Origin of the sequence: Rhizobium sp. L43 (genome assembly GCF_002531725.1) — a bacterium.
In the GTDB taxonomy this organism is placed as follows: Bacteria; Pseudomonadota; Alphaproteobacteria; order Rhizobiales; family Rhizobiaceae; genus Rhizobium.
Window position 1 is genome coordinate 186,719 of record NZ_NWSQ01000001.1, and the last position, 22,938, is coordinate 209,656.

Annotated in this window: 22 protein-coding genes; 6 read left to right on the plus strand and 16 right to left on the minus strand. The window is 61.6% G+C overall.

Features of this window, described 5'->3' with window-relative positions; all coding sequences use genetic code 11:
• Position 1: 1 nt before the first annotated feature.
• From CO667_RS00930 to CO667_RS00950, 5 genes are all read right to left on the minus strand, one after another.
• Positions 2-766, minus strand: a complete 765-nt coding sequence (locus CO667_RS00930) for an amino acid ABC transporter ATP-binding protein (protein ID WP_097616494.1) — start codon at positions 764-766, stop codon at positions 2-4.
• Between the two features lie 55 nt (positions 767-821).
• Positions 822-1,463, minus strand: coding sequence for an amino acid ABC transporter permease (locus CO667_RS00935; RefSeq protein ID WP_097616495.1), 642 nt, complete (start codon positions 1,461-1,463; stop codon positions 822-824).
• A gap of 10 nt (positions 1,464-1,473) precedes the next feature.
• Complete coding sequence (locus CO667_RS00940) at positions 1,474-2,142, minus strand: amino acid ABC transporter permease (RefSeq protein WP_097616496.1); 669 nt, start codon at positions 2,140-2,142, stop codon at positions 1,474-1,476.
• Positions 2,139-2,588 (minus strand): type II 3-dehydroquinate dehydratase, encoded by a 450-nt coding sequence (locus CO667_RS00945; RefSeq protein ID WP_097616497.1) that lies wholly within the window; start codon positions 2,586-2,588, stop codon positions 2,139-2,141. The genes CO667_RS00940 and CO667_RS00945 overlap by 4 nt, the downstream gene beginning before the upstream one ends.
• 177 nt (positions 2,589-2,765) lie before the next feature.
• Positions 2,766-3,596, minus strand: coding sequence for a transporter substrate-binding domain-containing protein (locus CO667_RS00950; RefSeq protein WP_097616498.1), 831 nt, complete (start codon positions 3,594-3,596; stop codon positions 2,766-2,768).
• A 220-nt stretch (positions 3,597-3,816) separates the two neighbouring features.
• On the opposite strand from CO667_RS00950, the gene CO667_RS00955 reads away from it, so the two are divergent.
• On the plus strand, positions 3,817-5,712 hold the full coding sequence (locus CO667_RS00955) for a sugar phosphate isomerase/epimerase and 4-hydroxyphenylpyruvate domain-containing protein (RefSeq protein WP_097616499.1): 1,896 nt from the start codon (positions 3,817-3,819) through the stop codon (positions 5,710-5,712).
• A 9-nt stretch (positions 5,713-5,721) separates the two neighbouring features.
• Here CO667_RS00955 and CO667_RS00960 read toward each other — a convergent pair whose 3' ends face one another.
• Entirely contained in the window at positions 5,722-6,396 is a 675-nt protein-coding gene (locus tag CO667_RS00960; protein ID WP_097616882.1) for a GntR family transcriptional regulator, read from the minus strand.
• Between the two features lie 38 nt (positions 6,397-6,434).
• The gene (locus tag CO667_RS00965) at positions 6,435-7,103 is read right to left on the minus strand and encodes a GntR family transcriptional regulator (RefSeq protein WP_097616500.1); all 669 of its coding nucleotides are present in this window, start codon (positions 7,101-7,103) and stop codon (positions 6,435-6,437) included.
• Between the two features lie 500 nt (positions 7,104-7,603).
• On the opposite strand from CO667_RS00965, the gene CO667_RS00970 reads away from it, so the two are divergent.
• Both CO667_RS00970 and CO667_RS00975 read left to right on the plus strand, forming a co-directional pair.
• A complete protein-coding gene (locus CO667_RS00970; RefSeq protein ID WP_097616501.1) occupies positions 7,604-8,434 on the plus strand; it encodes an MBL fold metallo-hydrolase in 831 nt (276 codons plus the stop codon).
• Positions 8,435-8,507: 73 nt separating this feature from the next.
• The gene (locus CO667_RS00975) at positions 8,508-8,882 is read left to right on the plus strand and encodes a GFA family protein (RefSeq protein ID WP_097616502.1); all 375 of its coding nucleotides are present in this window, start codon (positions 8,508-8,510) and stop codon (positions 8,880-8,882) included.
• Positions 8,883-8,892: 10 nt separating this feature from the next.
• On the opposite strand, the gene CO667_RS00980 is transcribed toward CO667_RS00975, so the two are convergent.
• Together CO667_RS00980 and CO667_RS00985 are read right to left on the minus strand one after the other, a co-directional pair.
• On the minus strand, positions 8,893-9,645 hold the full coding sequence (locus CO667_RS00980; RefSeq protein WP_097616503.1) for a polysaccharide deacetylase family protein: 753 nt from the start codon (positions 9,643-9,645) through the stop codon (positions 8,893-8,895).
• Positions 9,642-10,733: a glycosyltransferase family 4 protein gene (locus CO667_RS00985; RefSeq protein WP_097616504.1), complete on the minus strand. Its 1,092-nt coding sequence runs from the start codon at positions 10,731-10,733 to the stop codon at positions 9,642-9,644. The genes CO667_RS00980 and CO667_RS00985 overlap by 4 nt, the downstream gene beginning before the upstream one ends.
• A gap of 180 nt (positions 10,734-10,913) precedes the next feature.
• On the opposite strand from CO667_RS00985, the gene CO667_RS00990 reads away from it, so the two are divergent.
• The 3 genes from CO667_RS00990 to CO667_RS01000 all read left to right on the plus strand — a co-directional run bounded on the left by CO667_RS00990 (position 10,914) and on the right by CO667_RS01000 (position 15,954).
• Entirely contained in the window at positions 10,914-12,632 is a 1,719-nt protein-coding gene (locus CO667_RS00990) for an adenylate/guanylate cyclase domain-containing protein (protein ID WP_097616505.1), read from the plus strand.
• Positions 12,632-13,510, plus strand: a complete 879-nt coding sequence (locus CO667_RS00995; RefSeq protein ID WP_097616506.1) for an FkbM family methyltransferase — start codon at positions 12,632-12,634, stop codon at positions 13,508-13,510. The genes CO667_RS00990 and CO667_RS00995 overlap by 1 nt, the downstream gene beginning before the upstream one ends.
• A gap of 530 nt (positions 13,511-14,040) precedes the next feature.
• Entirely contained in the window at positions 14,041-15,954 is a 1,914-nt protein-coding gene (locus CO667_RS01000) for an adenylate/guanylate cyclase domain-containing protein (protein ID WP_097616507.1), read from the plus strand.
• A 129-nt stretch (positions 15,955-16,083) separates the two neighbouring features.
• Here the strand turns inward: CO667_RS01000 and CO667_RS01005 are convergent, their stop codons facing one another.
• The 7 genes from CO667_RS01005 to CO667_RS01035 are packed head-to-tail and all read right to left on the minus strand — an operon-like array spanning position 16,084 to position 22,902.
• Positions 16,084-16,983 (minus strand): RDD family protein, encoded by a 900-nt coding sequence (locus tag CO667_RS01005; protein WP_097616508.1) that lies wholly within the window; start codon positions 16,981-16,983, stop codon positions 16,084-16,086.
• The gene (locus CO667_RS01010) at positions 16,980-18,056 is read right to left on the minus strand and encodes a stage II sporulation protein M (RefSeq protein ID WP_097616509.1); all 1,077 of its coding nucleotides are present in this window, start codon (positions 18,054-18,056) and stop codon (positions 16,980-16,982) included. Before CO667_RS01010 ends, CO667_RS01005 begins: the two co-directional genes overlap by 4 nt.
• Complete coding sequence (locus CO667_RS01015) at positions 18,056-19,375, minus strand: DUF58 domain-containing protein (protein WP_097616510.1); 1,320 nt, start codon at positions 19,373-19,375, stop codon at positions 18,056-18,058. The genes CO667_RS01010 and CO667_RS01015 overlap by 1 nt, the downstream gene beginning before the upstream one ends.
• Positions 19,376-20,332, minus strand: a complete 957-nt coding sequence (locus CO667_RS01020) for a MoxR family ATPase (RefSeq protein ID WP_097616511.1) — start codon at positions 20,330-20,332, stop codon at positions 19,376-19,378.
• A gap of 58 nt (positions 20,333-20,390) precedes the next feature.
• On the minus strand, positions 20,391-21,701 hold the full coding sequence (locus CO667_RS01025) for a hypothetical protein (protein WP_097616512.1): 1,311 nt from the start codon (positions 21,699-21,701) through the stop codon (positions 20,391-20,393).
• A complete protein-coding gene (locus CO667_RS01030; protein WP_097616513.1) occupies positions 21,694-22,452 on the minus strand; it encodes a hypothetical protein in 759 nt (252 codons plus the stop codon). The genes CO667_RS01025 and CO667_RS01030 overlap by 8 nt, the downstream gene beginning before the upstream one ends.
• 3 nt (positions 22,453-22,455) lie before the next feature.
• A complete protein-coding gene (locus tag CO667_RS01035) occupies positions 22,456-22,902 on the minus strand; it encodes a DUF805 domain-containing protein (protein ID WP_097616883.1) in 447 nt (148 codons plus the stop codon).
• Between the last annotated feature and the right edge of the window lie 36 nt (positions 22,903-22,938).

A 22,938-nucleotide genomic window follows, 5' to 3' on the forward strand; every position in this document is an offset into this window, starting at 1 on the left:
CTTACTTCCGCAGGATTTCTCCGAGAAATTTTCGGGTTCGCTCGTGCCGTGGGTTGGTGAAGAATTCGGCCGGCGGGGCTTCCTCGACGATCGCGCCGCTGGCCATGAAGATCACCCGGTCGGCGACCTGGCGGGCAAAGCCCATTTCGTGGGTGACGCAGATCATCGTCATGCCCTCGTCGGCCAGCGCGATCATCGTATCCAGCACCTCCTTGACCATCTCCGGGTCGAGCGCCGAGGTCGGTTCGTCGAACAGCATCACTTTCGGCCGCATGCAGAGCGCCCGGGCAATGGCGACGCGCTGCTGCTGGCCGCCGGAAAGCTGGACCGGGTATTTGTCGGCCTGCTCCAGGATCTTGACCCGCTCGAGCAGCCCGCGGGCGCGTTCCTCGGCTTCCGCCCGGCCGACGCCGATCGCCTTCATCGGCGCCAGCATGCAGTTCTGCAGCACGGTCAGATGCGGAAACAGATTGAACTGCTGGAAGACCATGCCGACCTCGCGGCGGATCGCATCGATGGTCTTGGCCTGGTCGCTCAGGACGATGCCGCCGACCCGGATTTCTCCCTTCTGGTAGGTCTCGAGATGGTTGATACAGCGAATGAGCGTCGACTTGCCGCTGCCGGAAGGCCCGCATAGGACGATCCTCTCGCCGCTGCGAACCGTCATGTTGATGTCGTGAAGGGCTTGAAACGAGCCGTACCACTTTTCCACCTGCGCCATGGTGATCATGGGGTCTCCGGCTCGGGCAGGAATGGGACTGGTCATCGGTAGAACTCCAGGATTGGCGGCCAAGGCCGCATCGAAGAACAAGGGATGCGGATCAGCGCGCAGAGGCGGCGAACTTTCGCTCGAGGCGCGCGCCGAGAATCGTCAGCGGGCAGCACATCAGGAAATACAGGATGCCGACGATGCCGAAGACCGTCAGCGGCTGGAAGATCTGATTGGAGATGATGTTGCCGGCCCGCGTCAGCTCGGTGAAACCGACGATCGAGGCCAGCGAGGTGCCTTTGATCAGCTGCACGAGGAAACCGACCGTGGCCGGCAGCGAGATACGCAGCGCCTGCGGCAGGATGACGTCCCTCATGCGGGAGATGTAACGGAGGCTCAAAGCCTTTGCCGCTTCCGTCTGGCCGCGCGGGACCGCTTCGATCGATCCGCGCCAGATCTCGCCGAGATAGGCGCTGGCATGCAGCGTCAGTCCGATGGCGACGGCCACCCAGGCATCGAGCATCAAGCCCACCAAAGCCAGGCCGTAATAGACCACGAAAAGCTGCATCAGAAGCGGCGTTCCCTGGAAGACGGCGATGTAGCCTGATGTCACGCGTTCCAGCAGCGGATTGCCGGAGACGCGGGCAAGAGCGACGCCGAGACCGGCAATACAGCCGCAGACGAAGCCGACGGCGGATAGGACCACCGTCCATTTCAGGCCGATCAGGAGGAAAACGAACTCATCGTGACCCATGGAATTCCTCCTACTTGACCGGGTATTTGAAGTAGCGGGCCGAAAACAGCGCAAACAGGCGCATCATCAGCCAGGAAATCACGAAATAAAAAACCGTGACCGTGAAGTAGACCTCGAAACTGCGGAAGCTCTCCGATTCGATCCGCTGGGAAACGGAGGTCAGCTCATAGGCCGAGATCGCCGACGCAATGCTGGTGGTCAGCGTCAACAGCACGAACTGGCTGGTCAGAGACGGATAGATCGCCCGCAATGCCGGCTTGAGGATGATCAGCCGGAAGACCTGCGCCTTGTGCAGGCCAAGGGCGAGGCCCGCTTCCATCTGCCCCTTCGGGATCGACTGGACGCCGCCGCGAATGATCTCGATGGCGTAGGCGCCGCCATTGATGCCGAGCGCGATGATCGCCGTCGGGGTTGGATCGAGCCTGATGCCGGTGAGCGGAAGCGCGAAGTAGATGAAGAAGATCTGGACGAGGAACGGCGTGTTGCGGATCAACTCGACGAAGGCGATGACCAGCCAGCGCGCCGGCTTGAAGGCGGAGTCGCGCAAGGCAACCCCGCCAATTCCGATGACGATCGCCAGCAGCATCCCGCAAATGGCAAGCAAGAATGTCCCGAGACAGCCGAGCAGGAGGCTCGGCAGCCCATCGATGACCGGGGTGAAATCCAACTTGTAGTTCATGCCTTCACTGCTCCCACCATGCCGGCCATTGCTTCTATGGCGAGTTCATAACCGCGGGGGCCGAAGCCGATCATGATGGCGGTGGCGACGCGCGAGACGAGGGATTTGTGATAGATCTCCTCGCGGGCATGCACGTTGGAAATATGCAGCTCGATCTTCGGCGGATCGAAGGTTTTCAGCGCATCGAGAAGAGCGATCGAGGTAAAGCTATAGCCGGCCGGATTGATGATGATGCCGCAGGCCGCTTTGCGGGCCTGATGCACACTTTCCACCAGCTCGCCCTCGAAATTGGTCTGGCGGAAGTCGATGGCAAAGCCGAGGCTCTCCGCCTTTGCGAGGCAGTTGTCCCTGATATCGGCCAGCGTCGCCGAGCCGTAGATAACAGGCTCGCGCTCACCGAGCAGGTTGAGGTTCGGTCCGTTGAGCACAAAGATGGTTCTGGTCATGTCGCGCACCTGAGGGCCTTGGGCATGGCGATTGCGTTGACGGGCATCGGAATGCCCGTCTTGTTTGGCGAGACGCTCACGCCCCTTCCGACGTCATCCTCGGGCTTGTCCCGAGGATCTACTGCGGGCGGCGGCAGATGCTCGGGACAAGCCCGAGCATGACGAAAGAAAACGATGTCAGTGCGCCGCGAAGGGAATGCCTTCCAGCGTTTCCGGGAATTCCGGCACCGGGACCTTCATCCACTTGTCGTAGACTTTCTTGAGCTCGCCATTTGCCTTGATCTTGTCGATGAAGCTATTCAGCGCCGCATTGATTTCCTTCTCGCCGAGACGCGTGCAGGCACCGTTGTAGAGCTTCTGGAATTCGAGCTTGTTTTCGAATTCGCCCGGACGCGCCTTCTCGACCCGGTCCATATAGAAGATGTTGCCGCCCAGCGTATCGACCTGGCCGGAAACGAGAGCCTGGACGCTCGCGGCGTCGCCGTCATAACGCCGGATGGTGGTGTTCGCCGGCGCGTTCTTGGTGACCTGCGTGTCCTGAGCGGCACCTTTGGCGACGCCGACCGTGAACTTGGCCATATCGGCATTCGTCTTGATCTCAGCCGATTTGGGGCCGATCAGAACGATGGCATTGGCAACATAGGGCTTGCTGAACTGCACGGCCTTGGCGCGATCCGGCAGCATGGCCATCGTCGCGAAGAGAACGTCGACGCGGCCGGCCGTCAGTGCCGGAATGCGGTTGTTGACTTCAAGCGGTACGAATTCGACGGAAACACCCAATTCTTTGGCGAACAGCGTTGCGATGTCGGCGTCGAGGCCGTCCTGCTTGCCGCCGCTGGTCACAAAGCCCCAAGGCGGATTGTCACCCTGAATTCCGACGATGATTTTGCCGCGAGCCTTGATTTCATCAGGCGTCACGGCGGCGGCCGGTTGCGCCAAAGTGACGGCAGCCACCAGGGCTGCGGCTCCGAGCATCGCATTGCGGCGCGTTAGCATAGATTTGAACATGGAATTCCTCCTCCTTTGACGGTCGATGGACCGGACAGCCACCTCACCTTTGACTGTGGAGACATGATTGCCAGAGAAGGTCGGCCAAATCAACAGAGTTTTTCAAAATCATCTGAGAATTTATGATACGCCGAGCTATTTTAATTTCTCACGACATTTGTAATAATAAGTGAGACGATGTTCCCGTGGTTTGCGGTTTGGATACCGAAAGGGCTTTGATATGAAGACCTCGATTGCGACTGTGACGATCAGCGGCGAACTCCCGGAAAAGCTCGAGGCGATCGCCCGAGCCGGCTTCGACGGCGTCGAGATCTTCGAAAATGATTTCCTGGCGTTTGACGGAAGCCCGGCCGATGTCGGAAAACTCGTCCGCGACCATGGTCTGGAGATCACCCTGTTTCAGCCATTTCGTGATTTCGAGGGCATGCCGGAGCCGCTGCGAAGCCGCACCTTTGATCGCGCCGAACGAAAGTTCGACGTGATGCAGCAGCTTGGAACGGATCTGGTGCTCGTCTGCTCCAATGTCTCGCCGGCAGCCATCGGCGGTATCGATCGGGCAGCGGCAGATTTCCGGGAACTCGGCGAGCGTGCCGCCCGGCGTGGACTGCGCGTCGGCTACGAGGCGCTCGCCTGGGGTCGCCATATCAGCGACCACCGCGACGCCTGGGAGATCGTGCGGCGCGCCGATCATCCGAATGTCGGCCTTATCCTCGACAGCTTCCACACTTTGTCACGCAAGATCGACGTCAATTCCATCCGCTCGATTCCCAAAGAGAAGATCTTCATCGTCCAGCTTGCCGATGCGCCTGATATCGACATGGACCTGCTCTATTGGAGCCGCCACTTCCGGAACATGCCGGGCGAAGGCGACCTTCCCGTCACGGCGTTCACCGAAGCCGTCGCGGCCACAGGTTACGACGGGTATTTCTCCCTGGAGATTTTCAACGACCAGTTTCGAGGCGGTTTGTCGCGTGCGATCGCCGCCGATGGCCACCGTTCGCTGATCTATCTCGGCGATCAGGTGCGGCGCCATCTCGGCACCGAGAGCATGGCTGGGGCGGCGATGCCGGAACGAGCCGCCGTCGAAGGTGTCGGCTTCGTCGAGTTTGCCACCGACGAACAGGATGAAGTCGAGCTGGTGGCATTGCTGCGCACCCTCGGATTCAAACAGACCGCCGTCCACCGCACGAAGAAAGTCTCTCTGTTCGAGCAGGGCGAGATCCGGATCCTCGTCAATGTCGATCAGGCAGGGTTCGCCAACGCCGCCTATGCCGTTCACGGCACGTTTGCCTATGCCATGGCACTCGTCGTCGACGATGCGGCAAAAGCATATGCACGCGCCCTTACCCTGGATGCCGAGCCCTTCGTCCAGCCTGTCGCGGAGGGTGAGCTTGAGCTGCCGGCGATTCGGGGTGTGGGTGGCGGCATCGTCTATCTCATCGACGACAAGAGCGCCTTGGGCCGCTTTTCCGAAATCGACTTCCGGCCGGTCGCCGACCAGACCGACACGGCGTCCGCCGGCCTTCTCCGCGTCGATCATGTCGCCCAGACGGTGGGCTACGATGAAATGCTCACCTGGCTTCTGTTCTACACGTCGATCTTCGAGACGCATAAGACGCCGATGGTCGACATCATCGATCCAGCCGGGGTGGTGCGCAGTCAAGTCGTCGAGAATCGGTCGGGGGCGCTGCGCATCACCATGAACGGCGCCGAAAATCGCCGCACCCTGGCCGGACATTTCATTGCCGAGAAGTTCGGGGCCGGTATCCAGCACTTGGCATTTTCAACCGATGACATCTTTGCAACCGCTGAAAAACTTCGGGCCTGCGGTTTCAGGCCCCTGCACATCTCGCCGAACTACTACGACGACGTCGAAGCACGCTTCGGGCTCGATCCCGTCCTGACCGAGCGGCTGAAAGCGGAGAACATCCTCTATGACCGCGACGAGCATGGCGAATATTTCCAGCTCTACAGCGGCACATATGGAGAGGGGTTCTTTTTCGAGATCGTCGAGCGGCGCGGCTATCGCGGATATGGCGCGCCGAATGCGATTTTCCGGATCGCCGCGCTGAAAAGGCAGATGCGTCCGGAAGGCATTCCCAAGGACGGCTATTGAACTTTGTTTCTAAAGAATTCGGCCGCTTTTGAGGACATGTTCGACGCCGCTTTGAACGTGCCTTCTGACCACCTCGGTCGCGCCCGCGACGTCACGGCGAATGGACAGCTCGAACAAAAGCCTGTGGTCGTCGACGACAGGGTTGCCGCGAAAGCTTTCGGCCAGCATGTGATACCGCAGAAAGCGGTCGAAGACGGAGGACAGCATCGCCATCAGCGTCGCCGAATTGCAGGCCGAGACGATCGCCTGATGGAACTCCCAATCGTAGCGGACCCAGTCGACTGTGCGCGAGACGTCGCCCGCCAGCAGCTTGCGCTCGGCGGCAGCCAGCCGGTGATGGGCAGCGACGATGCGCCCTTCCCATTCGAGATTTCCCGCCGCGAAGGCAAGGCCGATCGCATGCGTTTCGAGAACGATCCTCAGGTCGGCAAGCTCCAGCAGCTCCCGCCGCGAAGCCGGGCTGACTTCGAAACCACGCTGCCCTTCGGCGACGACGAGGTTCTCCGTGGTCAGCCGGCTCAGAATTTCGCGCAGCGACGAAATGCCGATCGAGTAGCGCTCCTTGGCCTGTTCCAGCTTGATCTTGGCCCCCGGCGGCAAAATCCCGGAAATAATGTCCTCGCGGATCTGCCGGAAAACGACGTCGCTGACTGTTTCAGCCGGGTCATGGACTTGTTTGAGCATGGCGTTCCCTGGTTTGCCGAGATGCATTCTCTGTGGTGCTACTTCAAAGTCCCGCGCGCCAAGGCATGCTCGACCCCGCCTTGAATATGCAAGGCGAGCACCCGTTTGGCCGTCTCGGCATCACGTCGCAGCGCCGCGTCCAAAAGCTGTTGGTGTTCGTTGGCGGCGACGTCGCCGCGGTAGGATAAGGCAACCATCTGATATCTGAGATATCTGTCGAAGATCGCCGAGTGCGTTTCCATCAGCAGTTTCGAGCCGCAGGCGGATATCAAGGCCTGGTGGAACTCCCAGTCGTAGCGCTTCCAGTCCTCAGCCCGGCTGGTATCGCCGGTCGCCATGATCTGCTCCATCCGCGCCAATTTATAATGGGCCGAGACCAGCGGCGCCTCCCATTCGACGTCTCCATAGGCGAATGACTGCTCCAAGGCATGGGTCTCGAGCAGCAGTCTCATCGCCGCCGTCTCCTTGAGGTCGGACACCGACACCGGAGAAACCTCGAAGCCTTTTTGCCCCTCGGCAACGACAAGCCCTTCGGAGGAGAGCCGGTTCAGCACCTCTCGGAGGGTGCTGATGCTGGTCTCGTAGGACTCCTTCAGGCTGTCCAGCTTCAATTTTTGTCCGGGCGACAGCCGCCCGAAAATGATGTCGGCCCGAATGCGCCTGTAGCTGCTTTCGGCAATGGTCTCGTTCACAACAGGCTGCAGCATCACGAGTCTCTTATATTTCCTATATCATCGGATATATCGCTTTTCGGCAATGCCAGGCAAGGAAACATTCGTGCCGGAGCGAGCAGAATTTTCTCATACGATACCGGTTTCTGCCGGTATGGAAGCTGGGATGAGAAATCCGCCGACGCCGCGCCGACGCGTGCGCTGCCCTTCGGGCCGTCGTAGTGACCTTGAGCGCGATCGGCTTGACAAGGGACTCGGTCTTGGAACGGCGGCAATTGTTTTTTCAATCGCGCGCAACCATCTAATAGGCATGAGTTACGGGAAAATGTCCCATCCCAGCAGCCCGTTTACCGAAAACCAACCATACTGGGTTGCTTTCCGAAGCGAAAGCCGATTGCTTAGGAAAATCTACTCCTTCTTCAGCTAGCGGTTAGGAGAAGGAAAGGGGACACAGGCAAACCCGTGGAATTCTGCTGCTTCGCATCGGGATAAACTATGATTACGATGGCGATGCGGGAAGGCCGGTTTGAAGAAAGATGACGACAGAACTGTTTCAGGTAAAATTTTGGGGCGTCCGCGGCAGTATTCCCGTATCCGGCCCCGAGTTCGACCGCTACGGCGGTAACACGTCCTGCATCGAAATTCGCTGCGGAAAACATCGGATGATCTTCGACGCGGGCTCCGGCTTGCGCGAGGCGGGCTTATCATTGCTCGCCGACGGCGTCAGCGATGTCGACCTGTTCTTCAGCCACTGCCACTACGACCACATTATCGGCCTGCCCTTCTTCAAGGCGATCTATTATCCTTCGATCAACGTCAACATCTGGTCAGGCCATCTCGACGGCAAGATGAGCACGCGGGAAATGGTCGAGCAGTTCATCAGCCCGCCCTGGTTTCCCGTCAAGACCGACATCTGCCAGGCGACGATGAACTTCCGCGATTTCCATCCCGGTCAGGCGCTGACGCCCTATCAGGGCATCACGATCAAGACCTTCATGCTGAACCATCCGGGCGGCGCCATCGGCTATCGCATCGAGTGGCAGGGCCGTTCGGTCGCTCTGATCTACGACATCGAGCATATTCCCGGCAGCCACGATCCGGTCTCGCTGGAAATGATGCAGGGCGCCGACCTCGTCGTCTACGACTGCACCTACAATGAAGACGAGATGCAGCGTTTCAAGGGTTTCGGCCATTCGACCTGGCAGCACGGCACCGAGCTGGCAAAGATGGCCGGCGCCAAGCGCTTCGCCCTGTTCCATCACGCCCCCTCCCGCACCGACGAACAGCTGGCCGAGATGGAAGCACAGGCGCAGACCGCCTTCCCCGAATCTTTTGCCGCCCGCGACAACCAGATCGTGGTGATCTAGCGGCTGCCGCGGAACGGATGCCGAGCCAGACCGTTTCCTCGGCAGCGCAAAATCGACGACACAGGGATCGGCCATGACCGTGCTTTCCGGACAATGTCTTTGCGGGCAGGTGCGGATTTCCGTTCGAGGCGAAGCTTTGCGCGTTGGAATCTGTCATTGCACCGACTGCAGGAAGGAAAGCGGGTCGGCCTTTACCTTCTATGGGATCTGGCCCGCCGGCCAATTCGAGCACACGGGGGAAACCGGCGAGTTCCAAGGCCGGCATTTCTGCACCGGCTGTGGTTCACGACTGTTTTCCGTCGACGATGAAGAGGCGGAAATCAAGCTCGGCATCCTGTCCGAAGCTCCGACGCCGCTCACGCCGCGCTACGAACTCTGGGTCAAGCGCCGCGAAGCGTGGCTGCGGCCGGTGGCGGGCGCCGAGCAGTATGAGGAAGACCGAAGGTGAGCGGGGCCGCCTAAGCTTGCAGCAGTGCCGTTGCCGGCGACCAGCGCACCGCAGGATGCCCGACCGTCACCGCAAACAGGGCCGACAGGAAATCCCAGGCAGCCGTGTCATGCACCAGATGATGGGTGAGTACGCCGATGGGCTCGTCACTGCCGGCAAAGCGGTCGCTGAGCTCCGCCACCAGCTCGGCCACCAGCTCCGCCTCGCTGCGTCCGCCGCGCGTGCCGTGCCAGTCGATGATGTCGACATGGGTGTTGAGCAGCGGCATCGGGCCATCCTGCTTTGCCCGCCCATAGACCGACAGCGCTGCAAATCCGAGCCCAGGCAACGCCGGGATGAGACCAGCGTCGATGCGGTTCCACGGCGGCACCAGCACCGGCTGGAAGCGGGCCGGATGCAGCCGCTCAAGCCGCTGGAAGCCTTCCCGCAACTCGCCGAGCACGACGTCGGCCGGCCGCTCCCCGCCGAGTTCCTGCTTCTTCCGTTCCGGCCCCGCATGGTTCATATGCGACCAGCCGTGCACGGCGACGGTGACGCCTGCGTCCTCCGCCAGCCGCGCGGCCAAAGCCTCGCCGGTCAGGCCGGGAATGACGGCAAGCGTCAGCGGAACCTTGCTTTCACCCGCCAGCGCCAGCAGCGTCTCCAGATTGGGCGTCGGCTCGATGGCATCGTCGTCGCGTAGCCAGAACCGCGCCACGCGGCCGGCGGCCTGCCAGCGGTCGAGCTCGCGGCGCAGCGGCTCCCAGCTTGTTCCATCGGTCATCGCATCGCTCCTGTTACCGCATAGTCCCGTAAAATTCCGTCCAGCCGCTGAGCCGCCATCGCCAGCGAGCGCTCATCGAGCACGAAGCGCCGCGCCGCCTGCCCCATGGCCTCTCGCCGCGCCCTGTCGTCAAGCAAGGCGGCCACGGCCCTGGCATAGGCGGCAACGTCGCCATCCGGCGTCAGCAAGCCGGTCACACCGGCTTCGACCACCGCGGGCACGCCCGCCGTTGCCTGCGCCACGACAGGCAGGCCGGCGGCCTGGGCTTCCAGATAGGCAAGGCCGTAAGCTTCACCGCAGCCCGGCCAGACATAGAGGCCGCCGCCCCCGAGCAAGCCGGCGATCTCAGCCCCATCCCGCTCGCCCAGCCATTCGATGCGGCCGGGAAGGCCGGCAAACAGCGCCTGCACCTCGTGGCGCATCGGGCCATCGCCGATGACGGCAAGCGTCCACGGCCAGTCTTCGATCAGCCGCAATGCTTTTGCGAGCATCGCATAGCTTTGCATCTTGTCGCCGGCCCGCATCATCGCCACCGTCATCAGCCGGCGCGGATCCGGCGCCGGCCGCACCTTCTCGAACAGCACTGTGTCGATGAAGGGTTTCAGGCCGGCAAGCCGCGCCTGCGGAAAGGCGGCGGAAAGACCTGCCCGGTCACGATCGGTGAAGCTGATATTGACCGCCGCCTGCATGATCGCGTCGCCGACGCGCTTCTGTTGAGCCGCCCAGCCGGTCCTGTCGCGTTTTGCCGCATAGGAGGCTTCGGCCGTCACATAGGGAATGGCGAATTCGGCTGACATGACCGGCCCGAAAGGGTCGGGCGATTTATAATAGGGGTGGTAGCAGAACCAGAGCTCTGGTCGCGGCCCGGACGTCCATGTCTCCCGCAGCCGCTGCAATTCGGCCTGGATGGCGGGTTCGAGTTCGGCCGCCGCCTCCGGCGTCGCGGCATAGGCGCGGAATTCGGAGACGATATCCACCTCGTGCCCGGCAAGCTCCAGCGCCCGGATCAACAGCCGTGCCATCAGCCGGTCACCTGACGGCACCGGATGGTTCGGTGATTTCATCGGCGCGTAGAAAGCCACCCGCATTCACAACCCTCACGTAAGGACATACTGTTTCCAATCGGCATGCCCGTCGGCGAAACTCCGCTATTGTCCATTTCCCTAAAACTTGCGCATAAGCATATGGAATGTGATCGCGATGGAAGCAATTCCGCCTCTTTCTCAATCTCTATGGGCCTGCGGTTGCATCGACAAGAACGGGAATGAATGACGACGGTCTCGGCCACAGGGATATTTTCGGAGCGCTCGATCAGAAGGGCAAGGCTTGGTTCCGGCCTCGTCATTTTCATCTTCGTCCTGCTGCATTTGTCGAACCATGCGATCGGCCTGATTTCAGTCTCCGCCGCCGATAAAGCCGCCCGCCTCTTTCTCGCGATCTGGCGCAATCCTTTGGGGACGGCGATCTTCTATGCCTCGGTTCTGATCCATATCGCGCTGGTGCTGCGCGCCATCTATGTCAGACGCAGCCTCGTCATGCCAAAGGGCGAAATGGCGCAGATCGTGCTCGGTTTGATGATTCCGCTGCTTCTCCTCGATCATGTCATCGGCACCCGCATCGCCCACGAGCTCTACGGCTATATCGACGACTATGAGGCGGTCGTCAGCATGCTCTGGATCCGGAATCCGACGAACGGCCTGCGGCAGGGGTTTGCTGTCGTCGCCGTCTGGATCCACGGCTGCATCGGCATCCATTTCTGGCTGCGCTACCGCCCCTGGTACCCGAATTTTGCGCCCCTCCTGCTGGCGCTGGCGATCCTCGTGCCGGTGCTTTCGCTGCTCGGCTTCGTCGAAATGGGCCGCACGCTGGCCGACCCCTCCTACCAGCAGGCCATGACGATCAGCGCCTACAAGGAGGGCGTCAACACCCGTTACGTCTCAAACCCGGAGGTTCACCGTCAGGTCGCCATGATCCGCGCCGGGCTCTACGGCGCCTTCTCGGCTTCGCTGCTAATCGTCGTCATCGCCCGCGCCCGGCGCAAGCTGAAGGAGCGGCTCAACCAGGTCGCCGTGCATTATCCGGGCGGCGAGGTGATCCGCGTGCCGCGCGGCTTCTCGGTGCTGGAGGCAAGCCGGCTCGGCGGCCTGCCGCACTACGCCGTCTGCGGCGGCAAGGGCCAGTGCTCCACCTGCCGTGTGCAGATCCTTGGCGATTACGAAGGCCTGCCAGCCCCCGACAAGATGGAACAGACGACGCTCCGGCGCATCAATGCCGGTCCGGATGTCCGGCTTGCCTGCCAGCTTCGCCCGAACCGTGATGTCGCGGTCGCGCCACTGCTCGTGCCGGCGCTCGAAGCGGCCCTTCCGGCCAACAGCCAGGAGACCAGCCCCGGCCGCGAGCGCGAGATCGCCGTGCTCTTCGTCGATATCCGCCATTTCACCACGCTGACGGAAACCCGCCTGCCCTTCGATGTCGTCTTCCTGCTGAACCGCTATTTCGCCATCATCGGCAAGGCTGTGGAACAGGCAGGCGGGCGGCTCGACAAGTTCATCGGCGACGGCGCCATGGCGCTCTTCGGCCTCAACACCGCGCCGGAGCAAGCCTGCCGCCAGGCGCTCACGGCGGCTGCGGCGATCGTCGCCGAGATCGAGAAACTCGCCGCCGAACTGGCCGAGGAACTGGCGCTGCCGCTGCGCATCGCGATCGGCATTCACACCGGTCCCGCCGTCGTCGGCACGATGGGCTACGGGCGAGTGCGCAGCATGACGGCGATCGGCGATACCGTGAACGTCGCGAGCCGGCTGGAAAGTGCCGCCAAGGAGTTCGAGGCGGCAATCGTCATCTCCGAACCGGTGGCGAACCTTTCCGGCGCCGATCTTTCCGGCATCGAAAGCCGTGAAATCAACGTGCGCGGCCGGGCCTTGCCCTTGAAAGTCTACGTCATTCCGAGAGAGAAAGCGGCAGAACCGCTCGAAGGAAAAGACTGATGCCCGGCAAGCCCTGGCTGACCGCCAAATACTGGAGCCGCCGCCTGCGCAAGGCGCGCAATAGAGCCGCTTCGCGCTTCTTCGACACCCGCTTCGGCCGCCGGCTGCTGATCGAGAATATCGGGCCGCGCGTCGTCTCGATGACGGTCGACGCCGGCGACCATCTGATGACCTTCTCGCCATCCGACTATATCGGCCGCAAGGTCTTCCGGAAGGGCCATTTCGAGCGCGAGGCCGTCGACCGGCTGATCGTCATCCTGCGCGAGCGCGGCCTGCTCAGGAAGGATGCGACGCTGCTCGAGATCGGCGGCAATATCGGCACCCAGACCGTCTACTTCGCGTTGAGCGATACATACATCCAGATCGTCAGCATCGAGCCCGACCCGCGCAATTTCCCGCTGCTTGCCCTCAACATCCGCCAGAACCGGCTGGAGGAGAAGGTCCGGCTCGTCAATTGCGCCGCCGGCGAGAGCGAAGGCGAGATCGACTTTTTCCTCAACCTCAACAATCACGGCAAGAGCAGCGCCATCCGCCAGAGCCCGACCGACAAAAAGATCAGCGTGCCGGTAAAGCCGGTATCCGAGATCCTCGCCGGCCTTGCGATCGATCCCGCCTCGATCGGCCTGGTCTGGATGGATATCGAAGGCTACGAGCCGGTCGCCTGCCGCTCGATGCTGCCGCTGCTTGCCCGCCGCGTGCCGCTCCATATGGAATTCACGCCGCTGTTTTACGGGCCGGAGGGCACGAAAGCCTTCATATCGATGCTGTCGGGCTTCTATGAGGATTGCCTGGTCCTCTTCGAGGACCGCGAGGTGGAGATGAAGGTGCGGGATCTGCCGGGGGAGTTTGAGCAGTATAACGTGCTGTTTTTGCCTTAGATTTGCTTGGGGATAAACTGATCATCGTTGGCATCGTGCCGTGCGGCCCCCTCATCCGACCCTTCGGGCCACCTTCTCCCCGCTGGGGAGAAGACGGAGCAAGTCGTTCCTGCACTGCCAAACGAACCCGCCTGCTCAACGGCACTCCATCCAATGGGGTCGATGACGAAGCGGCATTCTCCCTCTTCTCCCCAGCGGGGAGAAGGTGGCCCGCAGGGTCGGATGAGGGGGCTGCACGGTACACTTTTCACTATCTGGCTCTCCCTCCGCCCACGGACCGACATGTCGGCCAGCTTTCGGCAGCTTCGCTCCCGATCCGCGCAATTTCCCGCCGCTTGCCCTCGACATTCGCCAGAACGGGCTGGAAGAGAAGGTTCGGCTTGTTGCGCCGCCGGCGAGCGAAGGCCGGATCTTGTGCAAGCCCGAAAAAAGCGGTTAGCTGCCGTTATTGGGGACGCGCTTCATGCACGGTTAGACGAGCCTTGGGACGATAGGTGCGCTGAGGCGGTCCGCATTTCGAGGGAAATCTCGTGCACTGGTCTAAACCGCTCAGAGTGCATCTCGGCGTCCTGGTCGTAGCCTCGCTGCTCTGCACGTCGATGCCGATCATCTGGATGGCATTCAGGCAGGGAAGCGATGCTGCGGTGAATGCCGGCGTGCAGCAGATGCGCGATATGAGCCTGCGGCTGATCGAGGGATACCGCAACACGCTGCAGGCAGGCACCGAGGCGGTCGCGCTGGCATCGACCCTGCCGCAGCTCGTCTCGCCGCCGCCTCGGGACCTTGAGGCCAAACAGGAGTTCCTTCTGGAAGTTCTGCGAAACGTCCCCCACGCCACGAGCATCTATGCCGGATACCCTGACGGCTCGTATCTGCAGGTCATCAATACGGCACGGGAGGACGTTCGCCAGACCCTCGCAGCACCTGATGGTGCGGCTTTCGCGATCAGAACGATCGCAAACAGACAAAGCGCTGATGTCATATCAACGCTTCGCTTTCTCGACAGCCAGGCAAGGCCGATCGGCGAGCGGGACATCGAGTACGCATCCTTCGATCCCCGGCAACGCCCCTGGTATCAATCCGTCATTCAGGACGGTGTGCCGATCTCCGTCGGACCCTATGTCGCCGGAACGCTCAAGGTTCCGACGCTGACGATCGCAGCGCCGATGAGGGATGATGGGCAGGCGGTCGTCGGCATCAACATTCACCTGCAGACCGTCAGCCGCCTGCTGGATGCGCGAGGGATTTCGCCGCATGCCCGCGCGTACATTGTCGATGGAGACGGCAATCTCGTCGCCCATTCCAATCCTGATATCATGAGCAGGATCATCGCAATATGGTCGAGAACATCCGGCGCCTTCGCCACAACGGCGAATGGTTTCGATCCGAGCCTCGAACCCGTGGCCAGGCTGCGGCAGGATCCCGCCTTCGCAAGCGGCGGCGTGGCACGGCTCGATCTTGATGGCGAAACCTATCTCGTGCAGATCGCTGCCGTCAGCGTATCCGGCCTGTTCCAGGCAAGCACGGCCGCAATCGTCGTGCCGCTGGAAGACCTTGTGGCTGAGGCCAACCGGCTGCTCGTGCGCAATCTCTTGATTGCCAGCGCCTTCGTGCTCGCGGGTGTCGCTGCATCGGTGGGGCTTTCGCGCATGGTCAGCCGCTCTCTCTATCGACTCGCCGACGAGGCGCGCAGGATCGGCGATCTCGATGTCGGCGAGAAAGCTTTGTCGCATTCGTGGATCTCAGAGATCAACACGCTGGCGAGCGCGCTCTCGGCAAGCCGTCACGCCATCGGCCAGTTTGCCCTCTATGTTCCGCGTGAAGTCGTTCGGCGGATCGTCAGCCCTGAAGGGCGAGCGGTCGTCAAAGCGAAGCGACAGGATGTGACCGCGCTGTTCACCGATATCAGAGACTTCACGACCATATCCGAGCTCAATTCACCCGAGGACGTGGTCGATACGCTGTCGGCCTATTTCGAGCTGCTGAACACTATCGCCGAGCGCCATGGCGGGACAGTCGTCCAATATCTCGGCGACTCCATTTTCGTCATGTGGAACGCCCCTGTCCCGGATGCCAAGCATGCCGAAAACGGCTGTCGATGTGCGCTGGCCATGAAAGCGGCGATCGACGGCCTGAACGAAGAAAACAGCAGGAATAGCCGTCCCGCGCTCATCACGCGATTCGGCTTGCATACCGGCCCCGCGGTCGTCGGCAGCTTCGGCGCGATTTCGCGACAACAGTACACGGCCATGGGCGATACGATCAATGTGGCTTCACGGCTGGAAGGGTTGAACAAGGAGTTTGGGACGTCGATCCTCGTGAGCGCGGCCATCCACGCGGCTGTCGGCAACAGCTTCGCGTTTCGGCCGCTGGGGCGGGTGCAGGTCAAGGGGCGGGCTGAGAAGGTTGATCTGTGGGAGCTCGTTGGGGAGAGCGGTGGTTAGGCTATTGCACGTCGCATTTTCCACGAATTTCTCGGAGTTCGCCATGCGTCAGACGCGCTACGTCCGATCGCGATCATCATTTGATGGCGGTGACCTGCCACTTTCCATGCCCAACGCATTCACCCCACTTCAAACAAGCTTCTTCGCCTCTGTCCGCGTATGCTCGTGATACTTGTTCTCGCGCAGCGTCCCGAACAGCTTCAAACTCTCCAGATGCTCGCGCTGGGCGCGGTAGAACTCGTTGAGGAAAAGCAGCTCCTGGCCTGATTTCACGGTGTCTTCGTACCGGATCCTCCGGGTAATGGTGCGCACGATCTGTTCGATCTCTTTGTGGTTGGACGTCTTCGTCGCGTCGCGGAGCACGTCCTCCAGCGTCTGCAGCTCATATTTGCCGTAGACATCGAGATGCTCGGCCAAGAATTCGAATCCCGCCTGCGGCGATGCGGCCGCAGGAGCAGATAGCGCGAGGTCGGACAAGAGCACGGAGCGTGGCGTGTCGACCACCAGCGTGCCGGCGATGATGTCGCCAAGCCTTTGCCGGCGTCGGTTGGTGAAGGGGACGATGACCACCACCAGAAGCCAGAGGCTCGTCAAACTGTTTTCCCAGGCCGACTGGGTGCCGACCGACGCCAAAAGGCCCATGGGGGCGAAGATCTCCACCTGTTTCATCAGGTTGCGTGCGGTCACCTGGTGCGGCGTCAGCCGCCGTCCGTCCATGTTGATGACGCGGATGCCGGTTATTCTTTTCCCGAGCGTGCGTCCGTTCCAGATGAGTTCGGAGAGGATGTAATAGGGGATCTGCACCAGAAAACCGAGCAGCACCATGAGCATCGCCTCGGCGGTCATAGGCAGCACGCCTGTGAAGAGGATGGCCATAGCGCAGACGAACATGATGATCGAGGTGAAGAGGATGTCGAGGAATTGCGCGCCGAAACGGGTTCCGATCGCGGCAATGGCGAAGGTGATCGGGACGCCTTCCGGCGGGATGAACTGCTCGACGCGCTTGCCGTCCGTCACTGACTGGTTCATCGCACAACCTCGCGCGAAGCTTTGCTTTGACGGCCTCCGAGCAGCAGCCAGCCCACCCAGAAGACGCCCATCCCCCAGCCGATGACGATGCGCCAGGTCGGATCCTGGATCAGCTGGCGCAGGAAGCCCTCGATGAAGGCTGCCGCGACAAGCATCAGCCCCGCGAGGATGGCAAGCTTGACGGCATCATGCGCCTGGTGGCGGAGGGCTTCCTTGCGCGTTCTGGCACCGGGAAGGAGAACGGCAAGTCCGAGCCTTGCCCCACCCGCGCAGGCAATGGCGATGGCCGCAAGCTCGGTGACGCCGTGGATCGAGAGCCAGGCGAAGACGTCGTAACCCAGCCCTTTTCGCGCAAACATCGCGAAAAAAGCGCCGAGAATCAGACCGTTGTAAAAGGTCAGAATGAAGCTCGGCACCGACACGAAAACACCGAGCGTGAAGATCAGGATGACGATGGTCGTGTTGTGGGAAAAGAGATAGGCGGAAAACGCCGCCAGCCGGTCGCTGTCATGGCCCTCATCGCCATAGATGGTCGAGCGGAGATAATCGGTCGAAGCATCGGGCGTGCGCTGATCGGCCATCTCGGGCGGCACGAAGGTATAGAACCAGCTCGGATCATTTTGGTAGAGCCGGTAACCGGCGACCGCCCCGAGAATGAGCGCCAGGAAACCGATGAACAGAGGCAAGACCGACCGGCGCACGGCCTGCGGGATGCCGTGCGAAAGCAGCCGGCTGATCAGGCCGCCCAGGCTTTCCTGCGGAGCGTAGACGACGAGATAAGCCCGGGCGCAGAGGCTTTCCAGATAGGCAATCAGCGCACGATCGAGAGAGATGTCGCGCGCCACGCTCAACGAGTTCATCGCCTGCCTGTAGCCGCTGGCGAGATTGCGGACCTCGTCATAACCGAGCGCCGCTGCGCTACCCTTCTCGGCACGCGTCACCAGTTCGTCCAGTTGACGCCAGTGTGCCTCGCGCTCCAGCCGGAAGCGGGCCGAGCGAAGCGTATCGTTCTGAACAGCGCCAGCATTGACCGTCGCGCCACTATCTATCCTGCCGTCGATACCGATATCCATCATACCATCTCACGGGATTTGATTTCGATGTAGCGCGCAATGAGATCCGAGGTCAGCGCCTCCGGCGTGCTGTCGAGGCAAAGCACGCCGAGACGCGTCAGCTTTTCCATGACGGCGCGCCGCTCCTGCAGAATCTGGCGCGCCGCGACCGAGCGGGCGACGGCATCGAGCGTCATTTCCTCGGGTTCGATGAGCTTTGCCAGCATCGGATCGCGCAAGGCGACATAGACGACGAAGTGATGCCGGGCGAGCACCTGTATGTTCTCGATCATCAGTTCCGCCGTGATGGTGTCGACGAAATCGGAGAATATCACAATCAGCGACCGTCGCTTCAGCCGCCCGGACAGATGGGTCAGCCCCAGCGTGTGGTTGGTCTCCTGGGTTTCGTACCGCAGCCCGGCGCAAACCGTTTGCAGCCGCGGAAAGGCTGCGCGTCCGGGCAAGGCCGGCACGAACAGACGCGGACGGCTGTCGAAGCTGTAGAAGCCGACGAGATCGCCGGCAAGGCCCGCGCCCCAGCACATGGCGAGCGCGGCATTGATGGCGCGATCGAGCTTGGTGAAGCCGGCAAGCTGCTCGGCCATCAGCCGCCCGGAATCGACGCAGAGGATGATCTGGTGATTTCGTTCGGCCCGCATCTCACGCACGACGAGACTGCGCATGCGCGCCGACCGCTTCCAATCGATGCTGCGCGGATCCATGCCGCTTGCAAATTCCCGCAGCTGATGGAACTCCGATCCCTCGCCGCGCAGCCGCAAATCCTTCTGGCCGGCCTCCAGCGGCAGGATCTGGGTCTTGATCGCCCCGGATAGCACCGGCGATATGTCGGGCTGGACGGCGATCTCTTTGCCGACCGGCATGCGGGCGATCATCTCGAGCAGCTTCCATCGCGATGGCCACTTCAGCCACAGCGCGTTGACCGCGTATCGTCCGCGCCGGGTCAGACGAAGCTCGAGAGTGGCCTTGACCTCCCCTTCTCCAGCGCCCGATGCAGGGGTGATCCATCTGGTTTCGGAGACGACCAGCTCGGGCGCGAGATCGAGCCGGATTTCGATTTTCCCAGGCAGCGCTTTCTTCTGCGGCCGGATGTCCGCGATGAATTCGGCGGTGTGGCCGACAAAGCCTTGCGGCGGCAGATCGACATCGATCGTCATCCTGCCCGACAGGTTGGAGAGAACGAGATCGACGACCGTGAGGGCTGCGAGCACAAGCCATATGAGGAGCAGGAGATAGCTCATGTCGCGCCACCACACGCTGGTGAACACCGTCACCGCGGCTGTTATCAGAACGAGCGCGATCAGAGTGGGGGATGGCCGCATTTAACGGGGCGCATCCACGCGGTTCTTGATGTTGCGCAACGCCTCATCAGGCGTGCGGCCATCGATTTCCGCCGAGGGCGACAGCACGATGCGATGGCGCAATGCCGGCACCAGCAAGGCCTGAACATCGTCGGGCAAGCCGTAATCCCGGCCCTCGAAGGCGGCGCGCACACGCACGGCCGCGGCAAGGGCGTCTGCGGCGCGCGTCGATGCGCCATAGAGAATGTCGGGATCGGAGCGCGTGGCGCGCACCAGGTCGACGACATAGGTCAGGATCGTGTTGTCGAGATGGATCGCATCGATCAGCGCGCGGCCTTCGGCGAGTGCCGCACTAGTGACAAGCGGACGGATGCCGGCATTGCGCAGGTCTGATTTCAGCGCCTGGGTCGCGTGTTTGGAGAGGATGGCAATTTCCGTATCGCGGTCGGGAAAATCGACGATAAGCTTGAACAGGAAACGATCGAGCTGTGCCTCCGGAAGAGGATAGGTGCCCTGCTGCTCGATCGGGTTCTGCGTGGCAAGCACGAAGAAATCCGGCCCCAGGGAATAATCGGTTCCGTCAAGCGTGACCATGCGCTCGTTCATTGCCTGCAGCAAGGCCGATTGCGTCTTCGGCGGCGCGCGATTGATCTCATCGGCGAGAAGAATGTCGGTAAAGACCGGGCCTTTGGTCAGGTGGAACTGGTTCGTCTGAAAATTGAAGAGATTGACGCCCAGCACATCGCCGGGCATCAGGTCGGGCGTGAACTGGATGCGCCGATATTGCAGCGCCATGGCGGCGGAGACCGACCGGGCCAGCAGGGTTTTGGCCGTGCCGGGCGGCCCTTCGACCAGGCAGTGCCCACCGGCAAAGAGCGAGATCAGGACGAGATCGATGATCGCATCCTGCCCCTGCACCGCTTTGCCGATTTCGCCACGAACCGCGGCGATAAGATTGCGAAATTCACCTAGATCCAAGGTCGATGCTCCCTGGAGCATGATGCCGAAAGGCGCAGGCGCTGTTCGGCATCATGCTCTAATTCTTTGATTTGGAAGAGGATTCAGATTTCAGGCCGACCGGCCTGAAATCATCCTGCTCCAGCGATTTTCTGAATGTCTCGAGATTGCGGTGCAGGCTCGCCCGCGTCATCAGATGTCCGCGATCGATCAGCGCCTGCGCCGACGAATGCAATGCCTTCGCCGCCGCCGGATCGCGGCGCGCCAGACGCTGAAACAGCCGCGCTATGCCGGCCTCGTTTCCGGCTCCGGGGCCGAAGAGCTGCTGCGCCTTGTCCGCCAGCAGATGCAGCACGAACTGTCCGGTCATCCGGCCATCATTGCCCGACAGGCGCAGCAGACGCGCCATCGCGTCGATTGCGGCGGTCTTCGACAGCTCGGTGTTTGCGGATGCCTCGGGCAAAGCCGGCCCGAAGCGATAGGCGCCGCGCCAGAAACAAACAGCTGCGACGACGAGCAATGTTCCCCAGATGAGGGACAGCGGATAGACGAAAAACCGCTTGAAATCGCTGGCGGAGCGCTCATAGGAGCGGCCCTCGTCGACCGGTTTCTTCCTATCCAGAGGTAGGCCTGCTGTATCCAGATAGACCGGCCGCGTTTCGCCCGCTCTGCGCAACAGCGTAACGAGCGACACGGCAAAGGAGGCATTGTCGGCGAGAGCCAGTCCATGATTGTTCATCAGGTCCGGATCCGACAGCAGATAGACGTTGGGGTTATCAGTGCAACGCAGGAGCAGCGCCCCCAGCGGCGTGCCGGCGAGCTCTTGGCAGCCGCTCGGCAGGCTCGACCGTTCGAAGGTCTGTGCCTGATAGAGGGCTATCTTGATCGGTTGGCCCGTTTTCAGCTGCGGCTGCGCCTCTTCGAAACCCGTCTTGCTGCGGGCAAAGCCAAAATCGGAATAGCCGATCTTGTCGAGTTCGCCGCCGATATCGGCGAGATCGACCAGTGCCGATTTGTCGGCAACCCCCTCCGTCGACACGCTGCCGCGCCATTTCGGCAAAACGATCAGCGTCGGCAGCGCATAGCGGTTCGACTCCCGGACCGGGTTTTCCGGGCCTGCGTCATCCGCATCCTCGTTTGCCTGAGATGCGGCAGCCTCGCCTTGGCGGATCGACAAAGGAATAATGCGCAGCGAGATTTCCGAACGCGCGCGGGCGACATGAGGGTCGGATCGAACGACAGGGATACCCTTGGCCTGCAGCCACAATTCCAACCCCTTGTTGCCCAGGGGCGAGCGGTCGAAATCGCTTCCGCGCGACAGCGCAAAGATTGCCGCCGCCGCCAGCGCCAGCAACAGCCCCAGAAACAGAAGAGGTCCCGAGTTACGCATTGGGGGCCACTCTGCCTGAGGACAGCAAGCCGCGCGCGGTCGTCAGAAGGACGCCGAAATGGCTTTCCGCAAGCGTGCGGCCGCCATAGTGAACGAGCTCCACCGCCGTCAGAAAATTTTCCAGGCGTTCGCGCTCGGGCATATCTCGCGGCAGGCGGGCGAAAACCGCACGCTCCGTATCCGAACGGAAAAGACGCGTTCCCGTGATGTCGGCCGCGTGCAGCAGGCAGTGCCTGAGCAGCAGGACAAGCGCCTGCCGGCGATCCGCCATGGCGGCGATACGCTGCAGGAAATCGCTCGGCTTTTCCTCGGCCTCGGCTGCCGACGTGCGCCAGCTTTCCGGCGCCTCTCCCTGTCGCTTCACGTCGCGTGGAGCAGATGAGAGAAGCACACCGCCATTTCCGAAGCGGATCCACAGGCCGATGACCACAATGAGACCGACAAGCACGGCAGCAACCGCCAGAGGACCGCTGACGACCGGCTCCCGCGAGATCGTCAGCGGCCGGCGTTGTGGTGACGACGTCGTCGTATTCGATACCGGTTCGTCTTTTGCGGAAGCGTCGCCATAGACGAGCGTGCAGCGCAATCCATTCTGCTGGCACTGCGCGGCATATTCGGCTCCGGCGGGGCTCCTTTGACGATCGCCGCCCGCAACCTGCTGACTGGTGTTGTCCTGCGCCTGAGCGGGCGGAAACTGAGCCGAGGCAGCGAGCAACAGAACCACCAGCAGGCCGAGATTGCGGATGGTCATGTTCTAGGCAAAGACCTCTGCTCTCGCGTCGGGACGCAACGGATCCGGCCCGAACTTGTTGGGGCCGTCCGTGCCCTTCATCGCGGAAAGAACAGTGATCGCGAGACCCGTAACGGAACCGATAGTGGGAACCATGCCCAAGAGGATCAGCGCCAGATACCACCAACCGGAAATGTTGCGATCATGAAGGCGACGAACCTGAAGAGATAGGATCGGCAAAACGAGGGCAAGCGCCAACAATCCGCCGATGACCATAAGGGCGACGACCAGCGACGAAGTTCCGCCCTGTTGACCGGAAAAGGCGCCTGCCGCGAAGGCCAAAATTACTATTGCGACAGCCAACAACAAATAAAACAGCTGAAACCACCAATATTCCGAGCGGGAGGCCCTGCCGGAGAATGTTGCATATTTCTGCGTCAGAACTGTTCGAACAGCTTCAGTAAACCCCACTTCGAATGCCCCTATGTCTACTTGCTGCAAGGCAAT